Annotated in this window: 19 protein-coding genes; 10 read left to right on the plus strand and 9 right to left on the minus strand. The window is 64.5% G+C overall.

Annotated elements, in window-relative coordinates; all coding sequences use genetic code 11:
* The first annotated feature begins 24 nt into the window (after positions 1-24).
* A complete protein-coding gene (locus U0004_RS13770) occupies positions 25-426 on the plus strand; it encodes a hypothetical protein (RefSeq protein ID WP_139144144.1) in 402 nt (133 codons plus the stop codon).
* Positions 427-910: 484 nt separating this feature from the next.
* Here U0004_RS13770 and U0004_RS13775 read toward each other — a convergent pair whose 3' ends face one another.
* Together U0004_RS13775 and U0004_RS13780 are read right to left on the minus strand one after the other, a co-directional pair.
* On the minus strand, positions 911-1,444 hold the full coding sequence (locus tag U0004_RS13775) for an ankyrin repeat domain-containing protein (RefSeq protein WP_070256515.1): 534 nt from the start codon (positions 1,442-1,444) through the stop codon (positions 911-913).
* 42 nt (positions 1,445-1,486) lie between these two features.
* Positions 1,487-2,686 carry a YbfB/YjiJ family MFS transporter gene (locus tag U0004_RS13780; RefSeq protein ID WP_070256577.1) on the minus strand — a complete coding sequence of 400 codons (1,200 nt, stop codon included), beginning with the start codon at positions 2,684-2,686 and terminating at the stop codon, positions 1,487-1,489.
* A gap of 314 nt (positions 2,687-3,000) precedes the next feature.
* On the opposite strand from U0004_RS13780, the gene U0004_RS13785 reads away from it, so the two are divergent.
* From U0004_RS13785 to U0004_RS13800, 4 genes are all read left to right on the plus strand, one after another.
* A complete protein-coding gene (locus U0004_RS13785) occupies positions 3,001-3,675 on the plus strand; it encodes a CsgG/HfaB family protein (protein ID WP_034788077.1) in 675 nt (224 codons plus the stop codon).
* Positions 3,676-3,683: 8 nt separating this feature from the next.
* A complete protein-coding gene (locus U0004_RS13790) occupies positions 3,684-4,052 on the plus strand; it encodes a DUF4810 domain-containing protein (RefSeq protein WP_231958215.1) in 369 nt (122 codons plus the stop codon).
* Positions 4,049-4,711 carry a DUF799 domain-containing protein gene (locus U0004_RS13795; protein WP_034788080.1) on the plus strand — a complete coding sequence of 221 codons (663 nt, stop codon included), beginning with the start codon at positions 4,049-4,051 and terminating at the stop codon, positions 4,709-4,711. The genes U0004_RS13790 and U0004_RS13795 overlap by 4 nt, the downstream gene beginning before the upstream one ends.
* Before the next feature lie 137 nt (positions 4,712-4,848).
* Positions 4,849-5,478 carry a hypothetical protein gene (locus tag U0004_RS13800; protein WP_070256514.1) on the plus strand — a complete coding sequence of 210 codons (630 nt, stop codon included), beginning with the start codon at positions 4,849-4,851 and terminating at the stop codon, positions 5,476-5,478.
* Between the two features lie 22 nt (positions 5,479-5,500).
* Here U0004_RS13800 and U0004_RS13805 read toward each other — a convergent pair whose 3' ends face one another.
* Positions 5,501-6,349 (minus strand): siderophore-interacting protein, encoded by an 849-nt coding sequence (locus U0004_RS13805; protein WP_070256513.1) that lies wholly within the window; start codon positions 6,347-6,349, stop codon positions 5,501-5,503.
* A gap of 88 nt (positions 6,350-6,437) precedes the next feature.
* Here U0004_RS13805 and U0004_RS13810 point away from each other — a divergent pair, with 88 nt between their 5' ends.
* Complete coding sequence (locus U0004_RS13810; protein WP_231958217.1) at positions 6,438-7,019, plus strand: TetR/AcrR family transcriptional regulator; 582 nt, start codon at positions 6,438-6,440, stop codon at positions 7,017-7,019.
* Positions 7,020-7,057: 38 nt separating this feature from the next.
* Here the strand turns inward: U0004_RS13810 and U0004_RS13815 are convergent, their stop codons facing one another.
* A complete protein-coding gene (locus U0004_RS13815) occupies positions 7,058-8,161 on the minus strand; it encodes a tryptophan 7-halogenase (protein ID WP_070256512.1) in 1,104 nt (367 codons plus the stop codon).
* Positions 8,158-10,023 carry a LodA/GoxA family CTQ-dependent oxidase gene (locus U0004_RS13820; RefSeq protein WP_115057471.1) on the minus strand — a complete coding sequence of 622 codons (1,866 nt, stop codon included), beginning with the start codon at positions 10,021-10,023 and terminating at the stop codon, positions 8,158-8,160. The genes U0004_RS13815 and U0004_RS13820 overlap by 4 nt, the downstream gene beginning before the upstream one ends.
* A gap of 486 nt (positions 10,024-10,509) precedes the next feature.
* On the opposite strand from U0004_RS13820, the gene U0004_RS13825 reads away from it, so the two are divergent.
* Positions 10,510-11,175, plus strand: a complete 666-nt coding sequence (locus U0004_RS13825; protein WP_034788094.1) for a response regulator transcription factor — start codon at positions 10,510-10,512, stop codon at positions 11,173-11,175.
* Entirely contained in the window at positions 11,169-12,479 is a 1,311-nt protein-coding gene (locus U0004_RS13830) for an ATP-binding protein (protein WP_070256511.1), read from the plus strand. The genes U0004_RS13825 and U0004_RS13830 overlap by 7 nt, the downstream gene beginning before the upstream one ends.
* Before the next feature lie 60 nt (positions 12,480-12,539).
* Here U0004_RS13830 and U0004_RS13835 read toward each other — a convergent pair whose 3' ends face one another.
* Together U0004_RS13835 and U0004_RS13840 are read right to left on the minus strand one after the other, a co-directional pair.
* Positions 12,540-13,178: an NAD(P)H-dependent oxidoreductase gene (locus U0004_RS13835; protein WP_070256509.1), complete on the minus strand. Its 639-nt coding sequence runs from the start codon at positions 13,176-13,178 to the stop codon at positions 12,540-12,542.
* Between the two features lie 107 nt (positions 13,179-13,285).
* Complete coding sequence (locus tag U0004_RS13840; protein ID WP_070256506.1) at positions 13,286-14,284, minus strand: aldo/keto reductase; 999 nt, start codon at positions 14,282-14,284, stop codon at positions 13,286-13,288.
* Between the two features lie 103 nt (positions 14,285-14,387).
* On the opposite strand from U0004_RS13840, the gene U0004_RS13845 reads away from it, so the two are divergent.
* A complete protein-coding gene (locus U0004_RS13845; RefSeq protein ID WP_070256504.1) occupies positions 14,388-15,275 on the plus strand; it encodes a LysR family transcriptional regulator in 888 nt (295 codons plus the stop codon).
* Here the strand turns inward: U0004_RS13845 and U0004_RS13850 are convergent, their stop codons facing one another.
* Together U0004_RS13850 and U0004_RS13855 are read right to left on the minus strand one after the other, a co-directional pair.
* Entirely contained in the window at positions 15,276-16,361 is a 1,086-nt protein-coding gene (locus U0004_RS13850) for an ATP-binding protein (protein ID WP_070256502.1), read from the minus strand.
* Positions 16,361-17,110 carry a response regulator gene (locus U0004_RS13855; RefSeq protein ID WP_070256500.1) on the minus strand — a complete coding sequence of 250 codons (750 nt, stop codon included), beginning with the start codon at positions 17,108-17,110 and terminating at the stop codon, positions 16,361-16,363. Before U0004_RS13855 ends, U0004_RS13850 begins: the two co-directional genes overlap by 1 nt.
* A gap of 133 nt (positions 17,111-17,243) precedes the next feature.
* Here U0004_RS13855 and U0004_RS13860 point away from each other — a divergent pair, with 133 nt between their 5' ends.
* A complete protein-coding gene (locus U0004_RS13860; protein WP_070256498.1) occupies positions 17,244-18,407 on the plus strand; it encodes an efflux RND transporter periplasmic adaptor subunit in 1,164 nt (387 codons plus the stop codon).
* Positions 18,408-18,427 lie beyond the last annotated feature (20 nt).

The raw sequence follows: 18,427 nt of genomic DNA on the forward strand, positions 1-18,427 counted from the left end.
GCAACTCAGTGATCGAAAAACTATATGCATGAATTGTCCTATAAGTTGCTCAGCGGTGTTGTTGAGGATTTAAGAACCTTCGACATGCATGTGAAGTATTTGAAGAGTGCTGAATCATTCAGGAAAATATCCGACTTGACGGCGATTGTGCAAGCTGCTGCCGGCGAGCCCGGCGCCGTTCACAGCGCGCAGGCGGCCACAAGTGACGGAGATCCTGTCACAGGCTTCAGCATGAGCGTGGGCGGCAAGTGGGTTAGCGGGAGTTTTTGGGAAGTTGGTTTTCGAGCCGGGGACGAGGTTCAGCTTGTCGGCTATCAAAAAGGCAATGACTTCATCGCTGTCGCAGTCGTTGATGTAAAGGAAAACAAGATATGGATGCAGCCACATTCTGAACGTGGCACCACCGCAAAAAATATCATCTATTAATATGTAGTGGGTATTTTTGCATAGGATTATACATCCTTACTCTTGGAATGGGTTTTTTGGGAATATTCCATTATGGTTGATGCTGATTACTGCGACTATAACAGTGCGGGTTATTTTATTTGCAACAGCGGGATTGAGTTGGTCAGATTTTATGGATTTTTCAAAAGAAATGGATAGAGTAGGAAAGGCACTTGGGATCACTGAGCCCGAAAGAATTGATCTTTTTAAAAGTACGAGAAAATCCAGAAAATCAGGAAAGCCCGCTTTGCCGATGGGCGTGTACTATCTTTAAATTAGATAAGTAAAATGTACGATCCCATTGATGTTCCTGATGCGCTGCTACTATCTGGAGTAGAAATGAAGCATCTTCATTTTTCTAGACAAGGATGGCGGCAGGTACTTAGAGTTCGATGCTCTGTCGGTCGTAATCGCGCGCCATCCCCCGCGATGCTGTCGCGCGATTACTGGCAGACAGTGCCCCTGTTTATTCCGCTTGGCCCAGGCTGACCAGCCGTGCCAGGGTCTCTTGCGCGTTCATGCTCTTGGCCAGCGAGATGGCAGTCATGCCGCGGCTGTCCACGGCATCGATGCGGGTGCCGTGCTGCAGCAGCAGGTCGAGGATGGCCAGGCGGTTGAACATGGCTGCCATCATCAACGGGGTCTTGCCGTCCGGGCTGGCGCCGTCCACCCTGGCGCCGTGCTGCAGTAGCAGCGCGGCGATGTCCAGGTAGCCTTTATAGGCCACGCCGGCCAGCGGCGTCTGGCCCTGGTCGTTGGGGACGTTGGCGTCGGCGCCCGCTTCGAGCAGCAGGCGCGATGTTTCCAGGTGGCCATGGTAGCTGGCCAGCATGATCAGGCTGTCGCCTTTTTCGTTGCGGAAGTTGACTGGCACGCCTTGGACCACCATGGCGCTCAGTTGCTGCGTATCGCCTTCGCGTACCAGGGCAAACAGGCCCTGGACGAATTCCAGCGTTTCGGCATCCATCGTTGCGGGGATTTTTCGTGCATCGGTGTTCATCGTCTTCTTTCCTCGAGGGTGGGGGGCTATGCCTGTAGTCTACTATGCGGCCGGCGCCAGCGCCTTTTGCCGCGAGGCAAGCACCGCGCCGATGAAGAGGGCGATGGCGGAGGCGATCAAGCCCCGTTCCAGTCCGGCCGGGCCGTCGGCGATCCAGCCAACCACGATGGGGCCGACGATCTGCCCCAGCGCAAAGACCGTCGTGTAGGCGCTGATGCCGGCTGTCCAGGATTGCTGCGGCAGGTTATGCCGCACCAGGGCCGTGGTCGACGCTACCACCGACAGGAATACGGCGCCGAAGACCAGGCCGGAGAGGAACACGACGGGTATGAAGCTCGTCAGCGCGGGCAGGATGGTCACCACGCCCAGCACGCCATTCAATATCGCCAGCGATTCGCCGCCCCTGTAGCGGTCCAGCATGCGCGCCCAGATGCGCGACGACGCCACCACCGCCAGGCCCAATAAAGTGTAGAACACGGTGACCAGGGTGGGCGGCATGCCTTGCTGCTTGAGCAGCGCGATGACAAAGGTCATGTAGCCGATGTAGCCGACGCCGAACATGAAGTAGCCGGCCAGGCTGGGGGTAAAGTCGCGCCAGGCGAAGCGCCGCGGCGTGTCGAGGACGCGCGGCGCTTCGCTGATCGCCTTGGCCGGCAAGGCCATGATGGCGGTGGCCAGCAGGCAGGCGATGCCCAGTGCCAACCAGGGCCATTGCCAGGCGTGCGCGGCGCCGTGTTCCCGGGCGGACGCCAACGCGGCCGGCACCAGCAGGGCAGACAAGGCAATGCCAAAGCCCGTGCCGCCATAGTACAGGCCGATGTAAAAGCCGGCGCGCTGGCTGTGCATGGACCCGAGCCGCGCCGCCAGCACGCCGCCGGCGATGAACATGAAGGCGCTGGCCACACCCGCGCACACGCGCTGCAGGAACAGGGTGGTCGTGTCGCTGACGAGGCCCGACATCAGCATGAAGATGCTGGCCAGCAAGGAACCGATGATCAGCAAGCGCCACACGCCCAGGCGGCGCATCAGGGCCGGCGTGGCCAGGGCGCCGAGAAAATAGCCGAGCGCATTGAAGGTGTTCATGGCCCCGGCCAGCAGGTAGGACCAGCCCAGGTCGGCACGCATGGGCGGCAGCAGCAAGCCATAGGAAAAGCGCGACAGGCCCAGGGCGACGGCCGCGCCCAGCGAAAGCGCCAGCGCCGTGGCCAGCGGATGGGCCGGGGAATGATCGTGTGTCGGCATGGCCTGGAGACCCATGTATGTGAAAAGCTGCAGTGGAGTGGGCGCCGGGTAGGGCAGGCCGGCGGGCAAGGTCTGTCGGTGGCAGTGGCATACGGCCTTCAACGCTGACCGTTTTTTACTGTCAAGTTAATGAATTGGCCTTGAGAAGTCAAGCAGGCACCGCCTGAACAGCACTGGCAATAATGCAATCTTGTTATTGTTACTTTTGGATAGAATTGTGAGACATGCAATACCATATAATTGCAATTAGGAAATTAACTTGCCTAAAATCAATTTCGCAGGTTGCTCCTGATCCTCCATATCATAAGGGCACTATGAACAAGAATAAACCCGGCGCGTTGTTGATTGCAGCGCTGATCGGCGCGGCCTTGGCTGGCTGCGCTTCCGAAACCTCGCAAGCCGTGGCAGTCCCCACGGTTGCCAGTGCAGCCCGTCCCTACGTTGGTCCACGCACCCTGATCGCTGTCGGCAAGTTCGACAACCGCTCGAACTTCATGCGCGGCATCTTTTCCGATGGCGTCGACCGCCTGGGCAGCCAGTCGAAAACGATCCTGATCGCGCACCTGCAAACGTCTAACCGTTTCAACGTGCTCGACCGCGACAACATGGCGGAACTCAAGCAGGAAGCCGAGTTCAAGAAGCAGGGCCAGAATATCAAGGGCGCCGATTTCGTCGTCACGGGCGACGTGACCGAATTCGGCCGCAAGGAAGTGGGCGACAAGCAATTGTTCGGCATCATGGGCCGCGGCAAGACGCAAGTGGCCTATGCCAAGGTCACCTTGAACGTCGTCAATATCGCTACGTCTGAAGTCGTGTTTTCGGCCGCCGGCGCCGGCGAATACAGCCTGTCGAACCGCGAAGTGCTGGGTTTTGGCGGCACCGCCAGCTATGACGCCACCCTCAACGGCAAGGTGCTGGACCTGGCCATGCGCGAAGCGGTCGAGCGCCTGGTGGCTGGTGTCGAAGCGGGCGCAATGCGCAAACAATAAGGTATCCCATGAAAACAATGATGAACAAGGGCGCGGCCCTGCTGGCGCTGCTCGCCTGTGCCGCCCTGACCGGTTGCGCCACGCAATCGAAGACCCTGTACCAATGGGAAGGCTACCAGCCACAAGTGTACGAATACCTGAAGGGTGAAAGCCCTGAACAGCAGATCGCTGCAATGGAAAAAGACTTGCAGGTGATCGGCGCGAAGGGTAACCACGCGCCGCCGGGTTTCCATGCCCACCTGGGCATGCTGTACTCGATCGCGGGCAAACCGGAGCAAGTTGAAGCACAGTTCGAAGACGAGAAAAAACTGTTCCCGGAATCGACGCCGTACATGGACTTCCTGTTGGGTAAAATGAAAAAAGGCGAGAAATTATGATGTCGCGCATGTTGAAAATGGCCCTGTGCCTGGGCCCTGCCATCTTCATGGTCGGTTGCGCCACCAAGCAGGCCGCGTATGATTACACGGCCTTCAAGGCGGCCAAGCCGCGCTCGATCGTGGTCTTGCCGCCGCTGAACAACTCGCCGGAAGTTAATGCCGGCAACAGCGTCTACGCGCAAGTGACGTATCCGCTGGCCGAAGCGGGATACTATGTGCTGCCGGTGGCCGTGGTCGGTGAAACCTTCAAGCAGAACGGCTTGACGAATGCCGCCGATATCCACGGCGTCGATGCGAAAAAGCTCAACGAGATCTTTGGCGCCGATGCGGGCCTGTACGTGACGATTTCCAAGTACGGCACGACGTACGCCGTGATCGACAGCGTGACGGTGGTGTCGGTCGATGCCAAGCTGGTCGACCTGAAGACGGGCGCCTTGCTGTGGCAGGGCGCGGCCAGCGCATCGAGCAACGAAGGCAACAACAGCGGTGGCGGCGGCCTGGTCGGCATGCTGGTGACGGCGGCCGTCAAGCAGATCATCAACACCAGTACCGATGCCAGCCATCCGCTCGCCGGCACGGCAAATGCGCGCATGCTGTCGGCCGGCGTGCCGAATGGCTTGCTGTACGGCCCACGTTCGGAACGCTACCTGGCGCAGTAATCGTTCGCGAGTAGCGTGCCCAGGCCCTGCATCAGCCAGGGCATGAGCAGTGACAACCGGCGCCGGAGGAAATCGCGGACTCGTCCTCCGGCGCTGTCTTTCCTGAGTTCGTGCAGATTCCAGGCAGGGAACAAGCGATGGGCATTCAATTCAACGTCCGCTACAACGTGGAAACAGACGATTTGCAAGGCAACTCCGTGCTGGTTTTCCTGAAGCTGCAAAACCCGCAGGGCCATTACCACAGTCATGCCTGGCAAGTGTTGACGGGGTCGGCCGGCGCCACCGAATCGTTCCACTACGAGGACAGGATCTCGACCGACGTGAACAGTTTCGGCATCACCGGGAACACCATCGTCTCGGGCCGCCAGGTCATCGCGCCGGGCCAGCTGCTGTCGGCCGTGAGCCCGCATGGCTTGTCGCCGCTGCTGCAGCCGGCCGCCGCCTCGCTGGCGCAATCGAAGCTGACGCCGGCACAATGCGGCGTCATGAACGAGACCAGCCCATTCATCCCATTCAGCTGCAACTGGTACGTGAACGACCGGCCGGTCGCGACCATGCCCGATGTCGACGCCAACATGACGGTCGGTTTCGAATACCTGCCCAGCCTCTATTTTGTGGTCGCCATGCGGCCAGCAGCGGGCCAGACCTACAGCCTGGAGAGCTTCCAGGACATGACGCAGTATGCGATGCCGGTCTCGGTTACCGAAGTGGACGTGACCTTGCACCGCAGCCAGGACGCGTGGCGCTTCGACTTCGCCGCCCGCTAGCGCGCGCCGCGACCGGCACGGCTCACACTTCGACGGCCAGGTCGTCGAAGTCGGCCAGGGTGCCGCCATTGGCGATCAGCTGCTCGAAGCTGTGCTTGCGGCGCGCGTCGATGTGCGTATTGCTGACGCCGCGCTTCCAGTAGCCGGCCACCAGCACCTGTTCCTTGTCCAGGCCTGCATCGATGCGGAAGTACTGGCGGATGGCGCGCATTTCATCGCGTTCGCCCGCGCCCCATATCGCGTAACCGTGCGGATCTTGTAACGCCCTGGCCTGGGCGGCCAGCGGCCCCTCCGGCGCCACGTGGGCCGTGCCGAGACGCTGCAATGCCAGGCCAGGCACCTCGGGTAATTCCTGGAACGCCGCTTCATCATCGGTCACCACCCAGCCGATGCCGGCCGCGTTGGCGGGCCATTGCTGCAACATGGCATACAGCGCGGGTATGCCCGTCTCGTCGAGGAAGAGGGCGAGCTTGCGTTCGCCGCCTCCTGGCACGGTGAATTGCGGGCGCGGCCCCGTCAGGCGAAAGACGTCGCCCACGCGCACGCTGTCACCCCAGCGCATCATGGGGCTGGCATGTGCATGCAGCACGATATCGAAGGTAAAGGCTGATGCCGCCGCGTCATAGCTGCGCACGGTGTAGATGCGCGACTCGCCGCCATCGATGGCGCCGTCGAGATGGATGCGGAAGGCCACGTTGGGCAGCGTCCAGTGTGGATCGTCGCCCGAGCGGGCCAGACTGGCCGCGACGCGCAGCACGCTGGGGACGGGGCGCGCGATGGCGGCGACGGTGGCCGTGACTGCATGCAGGCCGCGGTCATGCTCGGCGTTGCGCAAGGGACTGCCGGATTGCGGTTCTGGGGGTGTTGCCATGTAAGTACTCCTGTGTCTTGGGTAATTAGTTTCATTATGCTAAACTAATTGCTGAAAAACGACAACGCAGCTGCCGCCACGGAAAATAATGATGACTATCGCCACCGATACACCGCGCCCCGGGCGTCCCCCCAGCATCACGCGCGCGCGCATTGCCGACGCCGGCATCGCCATGGGCTTGCCCGCCATGACCTTTACGGGCGTGGCCGCCTTGCTCGGCGTCAGCCACGTGGCGCTGTACAAGCACGTCGCGAACCTGGCCGCGCTCAAGCTGCTGGTGGCCGCGGAGATTTTTGAACGCTGGCAATTGCCGGCGCCCGGAGAGGATGACCTGGAGCAGTATCTGCTGCGTTTCAGCGCTTCGCTGCGCCAGCTGGTCAAATTGCATCCCGGCCTGGCGCCCTATCTGCTGCGCCGGAAAGCGACGCCGCCAGCCATACTGGCGCGTATCGAGGCCCACCAGGCGCAGGTGGCGCACGGCTACCAGCTGCCGCTGGAGCGCGCCCGCTGGCTGCTGTCGACCGTGGCGTTTCACTGCGTGGCCCTGGCCGACACCGTGTATGCGCCGGCCGGCGAAGCATGGCAGGACGCGGACGACATGGCCATCGAGGCCGAGTTTGACCTGGGCATGCGCGCGTTGGTCATCGGGGTGCTGACGATGCGGCCGTAATGGCGCGCAATCTTGCTCGAACTATAACTGCGTCAGGCTCAGCTTGCCTGCATGGCCGGCCTGCGCCGGCGCCAGAACGGCGCTGATGGCCAGCGCGTTTCCTGGCCGTAGCAGTACGCCAGGTGGCGTTCGTACGCCGCGCCGATGGCTGTCAGTTCCCCATTGTATTTATGATAGGCATTCACGTCGCCGTGCAGCGTGCGGTCGGCGGCCTCGGCCGCGGCCAGGCCCGTGTACAGGGCGTTGAAGATGCCTTGCGATGACAGCGGATCGAAGCTCAGCGCGGCGTCGCCGACGGCGAACCAGCCTGGGCCGGCGCCGGCGTCCAGGGTCGCCGTATGCGCGGGCGTGGACATGGCGAGTGTCTCGGCCGCATAGCCTTGCTGCTCCAGCAATTCCCGCGTGGCGGGCAGGCGCCGCGCCGCCGCTTCCAGCCAGCCGGCATCGCGCAAGATGTTGGTGTCGAGCAAGTCGGCATCCGTATGCAGGGCCAGCACGCGGCGCTGGCCGGGCAGGGGCGCGCTGTACCACCAGCCATCTTCGCACGCCTCGATGTGGGCAAAGCCCCGCGCGGAGGGCGTGCGATCCTGCCCGTATTGCCATACTGATACCAGCCGGTCGCTGCGCTGGCGCCGCGCCCCGATTCTGCGGGCCAGCCGGGCGTTGCGTCCCGTGGCGTCGATGATGATGCGCGCCGCCGCTTCGCAAAGGCCGTGCTGCGTTACCAGGCGTACTTTCCAGCCGGCATCGTCCGGTACGATGCCCACGATCTTGGCCGAGGCCAGCAGGGCGGCGCCGCGCCGGCGCGCCTCGTCGCGCAGCCACAGGTCGAAGGTGCCGCGCGCCAGGTGCCAGCCGTGCCCGTCGGGATCGCTGAGGAAGTGGTGTTCCGTCCAGGCGCCGTTCCACCAGGCGCGGTTGCCGTGGTAGGGCGCATGGCCCTGTTGCAGGAAGGCGTCAAGCAAGCCCATGTCCTGCAACAGGCGCGCGGCGGCCGGCGGCAGCGATTCGCCGATGCGCGCCAGCGGGGCGGCCAGGCGGTCGACCAGCAAGATCCGGTGCCGCCCCGCCAGGTTCAGGGCGGCCGTGGCGCCGGCCGGACCGGCGCCAACGATGAGCACGTCGGCCTGCAGCAGGGTCACAAGCGGTGCCGTTGCAGATGGCGTGCTTTTTCCGTGCCTTCCAGGTCGACGTCGACGAACTCGTCCGGTATGCCCGCCGCGGCGCGCAACTGGTGCTTGCCGGCTATCGGCTGCGGCAGGTTTTCCACCTGCAGGAAGGCGGGGAAGCCCGTCACGTCCGTGGGGCCTGGGCGTACTTCCACCACGCCCACTTGCGCCAGGTCGGCGATCATGTTGTTGATCTGCTCTTCATAGCTGATGTTGCCCAGCGGCCGTATCCACGCGGCGCGCCGGGCGAAGGCGGCCAGGCGGTCGTCGACGGGAACTTCGCGGTTCATCACCGTGTCGTAGGCGAGCTTGCTCATCACCTGGTTGGGCACGCGCGCGGGCCAGAAGGTGGGCACGTAGGGATCGTAGTCGGACTGGTAGCCGGAGCGGCAGCTGGCCGTGTCCGTCTGCCATGGCACGGCCATCCAGCGCGTCACGCCGCCGGCGATCTGCGCCGAGCAGGGGCTGCTGATATTGTCCGGTGTCAAGACGGCGCCGTAGTCCGGCTCCACCCAGCCCGGCGGCCGGTGCGCCAGGCGGAACGGCGCGCTGTACATGCTGGCCTGGCGCATGGGCCAGGTCATTTCGCAGCCGGGGTGGAAGGCGTCGGCCAGGCAGAATTCCATGGCCGCGCGCAGCAGGGTGTCCGGTTGCTGCGCCAGCTCCACGTCGGCCAGGCTTTGCGGCGGCGTCTTGCCGGGCGCATAGTCGTCCGTGAACTTGCCGTCGGCCCATTGCTTGAGGAAGCGCAACTGCAGATTGCTCAGCGCGCAGTTCTGGCGCGGCGTGTCTGCCGGCGGGATGGCCATCGCATCGCCATACAGCCACGGCCACGGCGACGGCGCCCAGGCGTCGCGCTCGAACTGGCGGAACTGGTTATAGATGACGTTGCGCCACTCCTTGCGGTTTTCGGACGGGCTAGCCAGGCGCGCCATCCATTCGTCGCGGCTGAACGGCGTGCTGCCGTCCCAGCCAAAGGCGGCCGCAAAGCCGGCATTCACCCATTGCAGGTTGGACAGGCGCTCGAAAATGGGGCGGATATCATCCTGGAACGAGGGAACGGCAGGCGCGGCAATTTTGCCTTCGGAAACAAACAAGTCGCGCATCAAGTCCCACATGGTGCGCACCGACTTTTGCTGCGGCGCATAGTCGGGCGGCGCGACGACCACCCAGGCCATGTCGACGGGCAAGGCATGGCCCTGGTAGTGCACCTTGGCGCAGACGGGGCCGTCGGCCGTGTCGTCATGCCAGCCTTCGTTGTTGGCAAAGGTGATGGCGCGCGCGCCATTCCACGAGGCCGACTTGCCATGGCCGCCCAGCACGATCAGCCGTCCCATGGCATCCGTGCGCAATTCGCCCAGGTAGACGGGCGTGCCCATGAAGCGGCCGCTGTCGAAGGCCACGCCTTGGCTGTCGCTGCCGCTGATCTTGCGCTCGCCCGGCGTGATGGACAATTGCGCGCGGTCGGTGACGGCCATGTTGCGCAGGAACGAGGGCTGGGTGACATTCGCCTCGGGAATATCGAGCGCGATCTGGAACTGGTACCACGCCGCCTTCGTGTTGGCCAGGGTAACGGACCATTCGATGTCGGCATTGCTGGCGTTCAATTCGGCCACCGCCACGCCGGCCGCGTTCAGGCCGTAGATGCGAAAGCTGGCCGCCTGGCGCTTGATGGCTCCGGACGCATCGCGGTAATAACCGGCCGGCCGCGCCGCCGGTTCCGGCACCTCCGGTCCCAGAAAGTACTCGCTGGGGCTGTTGCCCACGCGGGCAATGCCGATGGGCGGATAAATCGCCGCCTTGACGATGACGGTATCTTGGGTGGGGGTGGACATGGCGGGCCTTTCCAGATGCGTGGAGGGAAGGAAAATATACCGCATAAAAAATGCGCCAAATGCGCACATAGTCACGCTGGCGTGAAATCGGGCGCCAGGCCGGGCAATTCAGTTGCTGTGCAGATTGACTTGTTGCCGGCACGCAGGTATCTTGGATCGGTATTGCCTGTTTATCAATATATAAGATAATGTATTGATCCGATATTTTTCTATGCAACCTTTAAGGAATGATATGAAAATCAAGGCTATTTTCTGTGTTGGCGCGCTATCCCTGCTGGCTTTTCTGCCGGTATCGCAAGCGGCCCAGCCTGGCGAGGCGCTCGCTGCGGCGGTACCGCATGCGAAAGGCGTGGCCCTGTTTCCGCAAGAAGGCAATATTCCACCGTTCCGCGGGTCCGGGTCCAGGTAAGGCCACCGCGGCAGTCCCTGCGGCGCGGCGCCAGTCAAGGTAAGATGGTGGCTTTTTCAAGACCTTGAGAGGCCCGCGTGCGCGTGTTGCTGGTGGAAGACGATCCGATGATCGGGGAAAGCCTGGTCGAGGGCTTGCGCGGCGAGTGCTATGCCGTGGACTGGGTGCGCGATGGCCACGATGCGGAGCTGGCGCTGGCCGGTTTCGCCTACGATTTGATGCTGCTGGACCTGGGCTTGCCCGGCAAGGAAGGCATGGACGTGCTGCGCACCATGCGTGCGCGGGGCGCCGAGTTGCCCGTGCTGATCATCACGGCGCGCGACGGTACGCCGGCCCGCGTTGACGGACTCGACAGTGGTGCCGACGATTACCTGGTCAAGCCGTTCGACCTCGACGAGCTGCTGGCGCGCATCCGCGCGCTGCTGCGCCGCCGCGTCAGCCGTTCGCGCTCCGTCATCGAGCACGGCGCGCTGATCCTCGACCTGGCCAGCCACGAGGTCACGTTCGAGGGGGAGCTGATCAAGCTGCCGCCGCGCGAGTTTTCCGTGCTGCGCGCCTTGCTCGACCATCCGGGCAAGGTGGTGTCGAAGCGCCAGCTGAGCGAAAAGCTGTATGGCTGGGATTGCGAAGTGGAAAGTAATACCGTCGATGTGTACGTGTACCAGCTGCGCAAGAAGCTCGGTGCCGACTGCATCCAGACCGTGCGCGGCGTGGGCTACAAGATGCGGGTAGCATCGTGCTGACCATCCGCCGCCAATTGCTGCTCGGTTTGCTGGCCGCCACCTTGCTGTGCGTGCTCGGCGCCGGCATTTCGCTGTTCCGTTCGCTGCTGGAAGAAACCAATGAACTGGCCGATCTGCAGCTGCGCCAGCTGGCCGTGGCCTTGCCCGACGAATTCGAGACGCAGACGGGCCTGGCCGCCGCGCAAGATCCGGAAGAAGCGTTCGTGCTGCAGGCCTGGGACGAGGACGGCCAGCCATTGCCCGTCCTGCAGGGCCAGCCGGCACTGCCGCGCTATGCGCTGGCCGGCTTTGCTGATGTCGTGCTGCACGGCGAGGACTGGCGTCTGTACGGCGAAACGCGGCGCGGCCGCTACGTGCAGGTGGCGCAGGCGCAGGCCGTGCGCGACCAGCTGGCCTGGCAGATGACCATGCGGGCCGGCGCGCCCCTGCTGGTGTTCGCGCTGATCCTGGCGCTGCTGATCGTCGCCGTCGTGGGGCGGGCGCTGGCGCCGCTGCACCGGCTGGCCGAATCTGTGGCGGGCCGTTCGCCGGATACGCTCACGCCGCTGGCGGCCGACGACATGCCGCCCGAACTGCGGCCCGTGGCGCTGGCGTTGAATAGCCTGATGGGGCAGTTCGAAGCGGCGCTGACGGCGCAGCGCACCTTTGTTGCCGATGCGGCGCATGAATTGCGCTCGCCGCTGACGGCGCTGAAACTGCAGCTGCAGGTGGCCGAGCGGGCCGCCAGCGAGGAAGAACGCCGCGTGGCGCTGGCGCGGCTGCATGAGCGGCTGGACCGCAGCACGCACCTCGTGCGTCAGTTGCTCAGCCTGGCGCGCCACGAAACGGCGCTGGCGGCCAGCCAGCTGCACACGGTGGACCTGGGACAATTGCTGGAAGCGGCCGTGGCCGACCACAGCGCGCTGGCCGACAGCCGGGAGATCGACCTGGGCGTGGTGGAAACGTTGCCGGCCAGGGTGCTGGTACAGGCCGATCCCGATGGCTTGCAAGTGTTGCTGAATAACCTGATCGACAACGCCTTGCGCTACACGCAGCAGGGTGGCAGGGTCGACTTGCAGGCGGCCGTGGAAGAGGGCCGGCCCCTGCTGCGCGTGTCCGACAACGGTCCCGGCGTGCCGCAACAGCACCACGCGCGCCTGTTCGACCGCTTCTTCCGCCCCGACGGCAACGACGCCTGGGGCTGCGGCCTGGGTCTGTCCATCGTGCGCCACATCGCCGAGCACCACCAGGCCGATATCGCGCTGGCCGAGGGGGGCGAGGGACGGGGCCTGCAGGTGACGGTGCGTTTTCCGCAAGCGGCCTGAACGGACAAAAAAAAGCGGATGCCGGTCAGGACATCCGCTTTTCAATCACGGGCGAGGCGCTTACGCCAGCTCGGTGATGAATTGCTCGCGCGCAGGGCGCACTTTTTTCAAGTCCACCAGCCAGTCGCCTGCGTCGGCGCGGTAGCCGAGCGGCAGCATGACGACGGAACGCAGACCTTTTTCACGCAGCTTCAGGATTTCATCGACCTTGGCTGGATCAAACCCTTCCATCGGCGTCGAATCGACCTTTTCCTGGGCCGCGGCGATCAGGGCCGTGCCCACGCCGATATATGCCTGGCGCGCCGCGTGCTGGTAGTTGGTTTCCGCATCGCGTTGCGGATACGTGGCCAGGATTTGCTGGCGGTATGCTTCCCAGCCTTCATTCCTGAAGCCGCGCACGGTGTTGACCAGGTCAAAGCGCGCGTTGATGCGTTCTGCCGTGTAATTGTCCCAGGCGGCAAACACCAGCAGGTGCGAGGCGTCCGTCACTTGCGACTGGTTCCATGCATGCGGCTTGATCTGTTCGCGCAGGGCCGGATTCGTCACGACGAAGACTTCGTAAGGATGCAGTCCGCTGGAGCTGGCCGTCAGGCGCACGGCTTCCAGGATGCGCTCGACCTTGTCTTGCGGCACCGTTTTCGTCGGGTCCATTTTCTTGGTGGCGTAGCGCCATTGCAGTGTTTCGAGCAGTGCGGACATATAAATCCCTTTCATAATGAATAGTTCAGATTGGAAATGATAGCGGATTCAGGCATTTCAAGTGCTGCGGGCAAAAGAACTTGTATAGCCGAGCCAGGCACGGTTGTCTACAGGCCAAGCATGGCAAGCTCATGCTGTGGGTAGCGCGCGCCATGCACGGCGGCGGGCGCGATGGCGGCGCCGATGGCGGCCAGCTCGCTGTCGCTCAGGGTGAGTCGCGCGGCGGCCACATTTTCTTCCAGGTGCGCCAGGCTGCGGGCGCCGGGTATCGGCACGATATCGCTGCCTTGCGCCAGCAGCCAGGCCAGGGCCAGCTGGGCCGCCGTGGCGCCGCGCGCCGCCGCCAGGCGCTGCAGTTCAGCCACCAGCTTCGCGTTGGCTTCCATCGCCTGCGGCTGGAAACGGGGCAGGCTGTGGCGGTAATCGTCTGGCGCCAGCGCGGCGCTGGATGCGAGCTGGCCCGTCAGGAAGCCCCGGCCCAGCGGGCTGTAGGGCACGAAGCCGATACCGAGCGCGCGGCAAGCGGGCAGCACCTCGGCTTCCACATCGCGGCTCCACAGCGAATACTCGGACTGGACCGCCGCAATCGGATGCACGGCGTGGGCGCGGCGCAGGGTGGCGGCCGACACTTCCGACAGCCCCAGGTGGTGCACCTTGCCGGCCCGCACCAGATCCGCCATGGCGCCGACCACGTCTTCGATGGGCACGGCGGGGTCCACGCGGTGCTGGTACAGCAAGTCGATGCAGTCGATGCCCAGCCGGGACAGCGACGCTTCCACGGCCCGGACGATGTGTCCGGGGCGGCTGTCGACGCCCGCTATGCGTTCCACACCCTGGCCATGGGGCAAGATCTTGAAGCCGAACTTGGTGGAGATGCTGACCTTGCCGCGCAGTTGCTTCAAGGCGCGGCCCACCAGTTCCTCGTTGGCGTAGGGGCCGTAGACTTCCGCCGTATCGATCAGGGTCACGCCCAGTTCCACGGCGCGGTGCAGCACGCGCAGCGAGGTGGCCTCGTCCGCGCCGCCGTAGGCAAAGCTCATGCCCATGCAGCCCAGGCCGATGGGGGCGACGCGCAAGCCGGAGTTGCCCAGTGTTCTGTGTTCCATTTTTCACTCCTCTTCAAAAAAAGATGCAAGGAGTATGGATGAAGCAACAGCATGCGATAAGATGGCTAATCCTGCATGTATTGCTGAATATAACTCATGAATAATGGCTGACCTCAACGAATTGACGGCCTTTGCCGCCGTCGCCCGCCTGCGCAGCTTTCGCAAGGCGGCCCTTGAACGGGGCGTGTCCGCTTCCGCCCTCAGCCATGCGCTGCGGGCGCTGGAAGAGCGCCTGGGCGTGCGCCTGCTGAACCGTACCACGCGCAGCGTCACGCCGACCGAGGCGGGGCAGCAGTTGCTGGCGCGGCTGGCGCCGGCCATGCGCGAAATTGATGATGCCTTGCAGGACTTGAGCGCCTTGCAGGATGTACCCGCAGGCAAGCTGCGCCTGAACGTGCCCCGTCCGGCCGCCCGGCTGCTGCTGGCGCCCATGCTGGCCGGTTTTGTCGCCCGTTATCCGCGCGTGCAGGTGGAAGTGGTGACGGATGACGGCATGATCGATATCGTGCGCGACGGTTTTGACGCGGGCATCCGCTTCGGCGAGCAGGTGGCGGCCGACATGATCGCCGTGCCCGTGGGCGTGCCGCAACCTTTCGTGGTGGTGGCGTCGCCCGCCTACCTGGCGGCGCACGGCGCACCAAGCACGCCGCGCGCGCTGCTGGAACACGCCTGCATCGGCCGGCGTTTTCCCAGCGGGCGCCAGTATGCGTGGGAGTTCGAGCAGGCAGGCGAGGGTGTCTGCATCGCCGTCGGCGGGCCGCTGGTGTTCGATGACGATGAACTGATGCTGCGCGCGGCCCGCGATGGCGCGGGACTGGCGTATGTGTACGAAGCCGATGCGCGCGCCGATATCGCGGCGGGACGCCTGGCGTGCGTGCTGGAACGTTGCCTGCCGCCGCCGCCCCGTTACTTCCTGTACTACCCGAGCCGGCGGCAGATGCCGCCCGTGCTGCGCGCCTTTGTCGACATGCTGCGCGCGCCGGCGATATAGTCAGCCGGCGTGCGGCGGCGCGGCGTGCTCGACCGGCCACTTGATGGTGAACAGGCTGCCGCCCGCCTTGCCACGCGTGCAGACGGCGCTGCCGCCATGCGCGCGCGCGATGGCTTCGACCACGGCCAGGCCCAGGCCGCTGCCCGCGTTCAGGTCGACCCTGTCGCTGTCGCCGCGGCGGAATGCTTCGAACACGTGCGGCGCCAGTTCCTCGGCAATGCCGGGGCCTGCATCTTCGACGCTCAGGTAGTACTGGCCGGCCTGCACGCGGGTGCGCACGCGCAGCAGGCCCGGATGCGCATAGCGGCGCGCGTTGTCGAGCAGGGCCAGCACGATTTGCCGGATGCGCGCCGCGTCGCAGCAGACGGGATGGTCGGACAGGTGCAGTTGCAGGGCAAAGCCGGCCGCTTCCATGTCCGGCGCCAGCAGGCGGCGCACTTCCTCGATTTCCAGCGTCAGGTCCGTCCATGCCATGCGCAGCTGCATGTGGCCGCTGTCGGCCAGGCTCAGGGTGCGCAAGTCCTCGATCAGGCGGCCCAAGTCTTCCACTTGCGACAGCAGGCTGGAAAACGGCACTTCCTCTGGCTTGAAGACGCCATCGACGACGCCTTGCAGGGTGCCGCGCAGGATGGTCACGGGCGTGCGCAGCTCGTGCGCGATGGCCGCATTCCACGTCTCGCTTTCCTTGGCCGCCCGCTGCAGGCGCTCGGCCATGCTGTTGAAATCGTCGACCAGCATGGCCGTTTCACCCAGGGTGCGGTCGCCGGCGAAGGCGCGCGCGGACAGGTCGCCATGCGCCACGCGGCGCACGCTGTCCATCACGGAATTGATCGGTTTTAAAATGCGCGACGCGAGCTTGATGGCGAAGAACGCGGCCAGCAGCAAGCCAAAGATGGTAATCGACAGTATCCACAGCCATTCCACCGTCGTCGGCGACCAGTCGTCCGGCTCGGACAGCATATTGGGGTCGATCTTGAAGACGACGGCGAAAAACGTCCACGAAAAAATCCAGATGACGAGGATGCTGATGACCATCAGCACGGACATCGACAGCACGATCTGCCGGTTCAAGCCTGTGAAGCGCATCAGAGGTCGCTTTCCAGGCGGTAGCCCACGCCGCGCAGGCTGGCCGGCATGTTCATCACGCCCGCTTCTTCCAGCTTCTTGCGCAGCTTGCTGACGTGGCTGTCCACCGTGCGTTCCATCGAATTGCTCTCGGGCATGCACGACTCCAGCAATTCCAGGCGGCTGCAGACGCGGCGCGGCGTGCGCGCCAGGTGGGCCAGCAGGCGGAACTCCGTCAAGGTCAGGCTCAAAGGCACGGGCGCGCCTTCGCGCAGCACGCTGGCCACATAGGTTTCCTGGTCGATCTCGATGGGGCCGCAGCGCAGGCGCTGGCCGCCGACGGGATGGTGGCGCACGCGCGAGCGGCGCAGCACGGCCGCCACGCGGGCCACCACTTCGGCCGGATTGAAGGGCTTGATGATGTAGTCGTCGGCGCCCACGCGCAGTGCGGCCAGTTTATCGGCATCCTGGTCGCGCGCCGTCAGCATGATGACGGGCGTCTCGCCGCGCCGCCGCACTTCCGCCAGCACGCCCCAACCATCGACTCTGGGCATTTGCACGTCGAGCAGCAGCAGGTCCGGCGCCAGCGCCAGGTGCTGCTGCAGCGCTTCCTGGCCATCGTGCGCGAAGGCCGTGCGGTAGCCGTCGCGCTCCAGGTAGCCGGCGAGGATGCGGGCGATTTGCGGTTCATCTTCGGCGATCAGGACGAGGGCGGAAGGCGGGGTGGTGGCAAGGAAGGAGGGCTGGCTGGCGCTGTGATGATAGTTCATATAAATAGTCTAGCATTCTTCGCCGTCTCCATCGAATCTCCACATTTCTTTGACGGAACATCCATCTTGGCCTTCTATGCTCTTGTTATCTGTCGACCGGACCGCCGGTTGGGATCTGCCATAGAGAAAGACCATGCATCCGAGCCACCTCACCAAGAAAAACATGTTGATCGCCGCGGCACTGCTCAGCCTTGCCGCCTGTTCCAAACCCGCGCCGGAAGAAGGCGCCGCGCCGCCCGCCGCCGTTACGGTGCTCAAGCTGCAAGCGGCACCTGTCGTCCTCAGCGATGAATTGCCGGGCAGGGTGGCCGCTTTCCGCACGGCCGACATCCGCCCGCAAGTGGGCGGCATCGTGCTGCGCCGCCAGTTCGAGCAGGGCGCCGAAGTGAAAGCGGGGCAGAAGCTGTTCCAGCTGAACCCGGCGCCATTCCAGGCGGACGTCGATTCGGCTGCCGCCGCCCTGCAGCATGCGGTGGCCACGGCGAACCGCGCCAGCAGCCAGGCCGACAGGTTGAAGCCGCTGGTGGAAGCGGACGCCATCAGCCGCCAGGCGTATGACGATGCCGTGGCCCAGCGCGAGCAAGCCGTGGCCACCGTGGCCCAGGCGCGCGCGGCCCTGGCGCGCCGCCGCCTGGACCTGGCCTTTGCCAGCATCGAGGCGCCCATTGCCGGGCGCATCGGCTCCGAACTGGTGACGGAAGGCGCGCTCGTGGGCCTGGCCGATGCCACGCCGATGGCGCGCATCCAGCAGATCGACAAGGTGTATGTCGACGTGCGCCAGCCGGCCGCCGCGCTGGCCGCGCTGCAAGCCTCCGGCACCGGCGGCGCGGACAAGCTGCCCGTGACTATCCTCGGCGCGGACGGCCAGCCGCATCCCGTCACGGGCCGCATCCTGTTCTCCGGCATCAGCGTCGATGCGGGCACGGGCGACGCCGTCATCCGCGTGCTGGTCGACAATCCGCAGCGCCAGCTGCTGCCGGGCATGTTCGTGCGCGCCCGCATCGCCCGCGCCGTGCAGGCAGATGGCGTGCTGCTGCCGCAGCAAGCCGTCTTGCACAGCAGCGGCGGCCAGGCGCAGGCCTGGGTGCTCGATGGCACGAACAAAGCAAGTCTTAAACCCATCAGCGTGGGCGACGTGATCGACCACCAGTACGTGGTCAACGGCGGCTTGAAGGCTGGCGAAACCGTCGTCATCGAAGGCCAGGAACGCTTGCAGCCGGGCGCCACCGCCGCACCGCAGCCATGGAAGCGCGCCGCAGCCGTTGCCGCCGCACCTGCCGTCAGCGCCGTGCGCTGACCCGTACATATTGAAAGTGT

Source organism: Janthinobacterium lividum, from assembly GCF_034424625.1.
In the GTDB taxonomy this organism is placed as follows: Bacteria; Pseudomonadota; Gammaproteobacteria; order Burkholderiales; family Burkholderiaceae_D; genus Janthinobacterium; species Janthinobacterium lividum.

Coding starts and splice junctions, on each gene's coding strand:
- U0004_RS13800 (WP_070256514.1), top strand. CDS start 4,849: ATGGGCATTCAATTCAACGTCCGCTACAACGTGGAAACAGACGATTTG.
- U0004_RS13810 (WP_231958217.1), top strand. CDS start 6,438: ATGATGACTATCGCCACCGATACACCGCGCCCCGGGCGTCCCCCCAGC.
- U0004_RS13805 (WP_070256513.1), bottom strand. CDS start 6,349: ATGGCAACACCCCCAGAACCGCAATCCGGCAGTCCCTTGCGCAACGCC.
- U0004_RS13775 (WP_070256515.1), bottom strand. CDS start 1,444: ATGAACACCGATGCACGAAAAATCCCCGCAACGATGGATGCCGAAACG.
- U0004_RS13790 (WP_231958215.1), top strand. CDS start 3,684: ATGAAAACAATGATGAACAAGGGCGCGGCCCTGCTGGCGCTGCTCGCC.
- U0004_RS13780 (WP_070256577.1), bottom strand. CDS start 2,686: ATGCCGACACACGATCATTCCCCGGCCCATCCGCTGGCCACGGCGCTG.
- U0004_RS13860 (WP_070256498.1), top strand. CDS start 17,244: ATGCATCCGAGCCACCTCACCAAGAAAAACATGTTGATCGCCGCGGCA.
- U0004_RS13795 (WP_034788080.1), top strand. CDS start 4,049: ATGATGTCGCGCATGTTGAAAATGGCCCTGTGCCTGGGCCCTGCCATC.
- U0004_RS13840 (WP_070256506.1), bottom strand. CDS start 14,284: ATGGAACACAGAACACTGGGCAACTCCGGCTTGCGCGTCGCCCCCATC.
- U0004_RS13845 (WP_070256504.1), top strand. CDS start 14,388: ATGGCTGACCTCAACGAATTGACGGCCTTTGCCGCCGTCGCCCGCCTG.
- U0004_RS13785 (WP_034788077.1), top strand. CDS start 3,001: ATGAACAAGAATAAACCCGGCGCGTTGTTGATTGCAGCGCTGATCGGC.
- U0004_RS13820 (WP_115057471.1), bottom strand. CDS start 10,023: ATGTCCACCCCCACCCAAGATACCGTCATCGTCAAGGCGGCGATTTAT.
- U0004_RS13835 (WP_070256509.1), bottom strand. CDS start 13,178: ATGTCCGCACTGCTCGAAACACTGCAATGGCGCTACGCCACCAAGAAA.
- U0004_RS13855 (WP_070256500.1), bottom strand. CDS start 17,110: ATGAACTATCATCACAGCGCCAGCCAGCCCTCCTTCCTTGCCACCACC.
- U0004_RS13850 (WP_070256502.1), bottom strand. CDS start 16,361: ATGCGCTTCACAGGCTTGAACCGGCAGATCGTGCTGTCGATGTCCGTG.
- U0004_RS13770 (WP_139144144.1), top strand. CDS start 25: ATGCATGAATTGTCCTATAAGTTGCTCAGCGGTGTTGTTGAGGATTTA.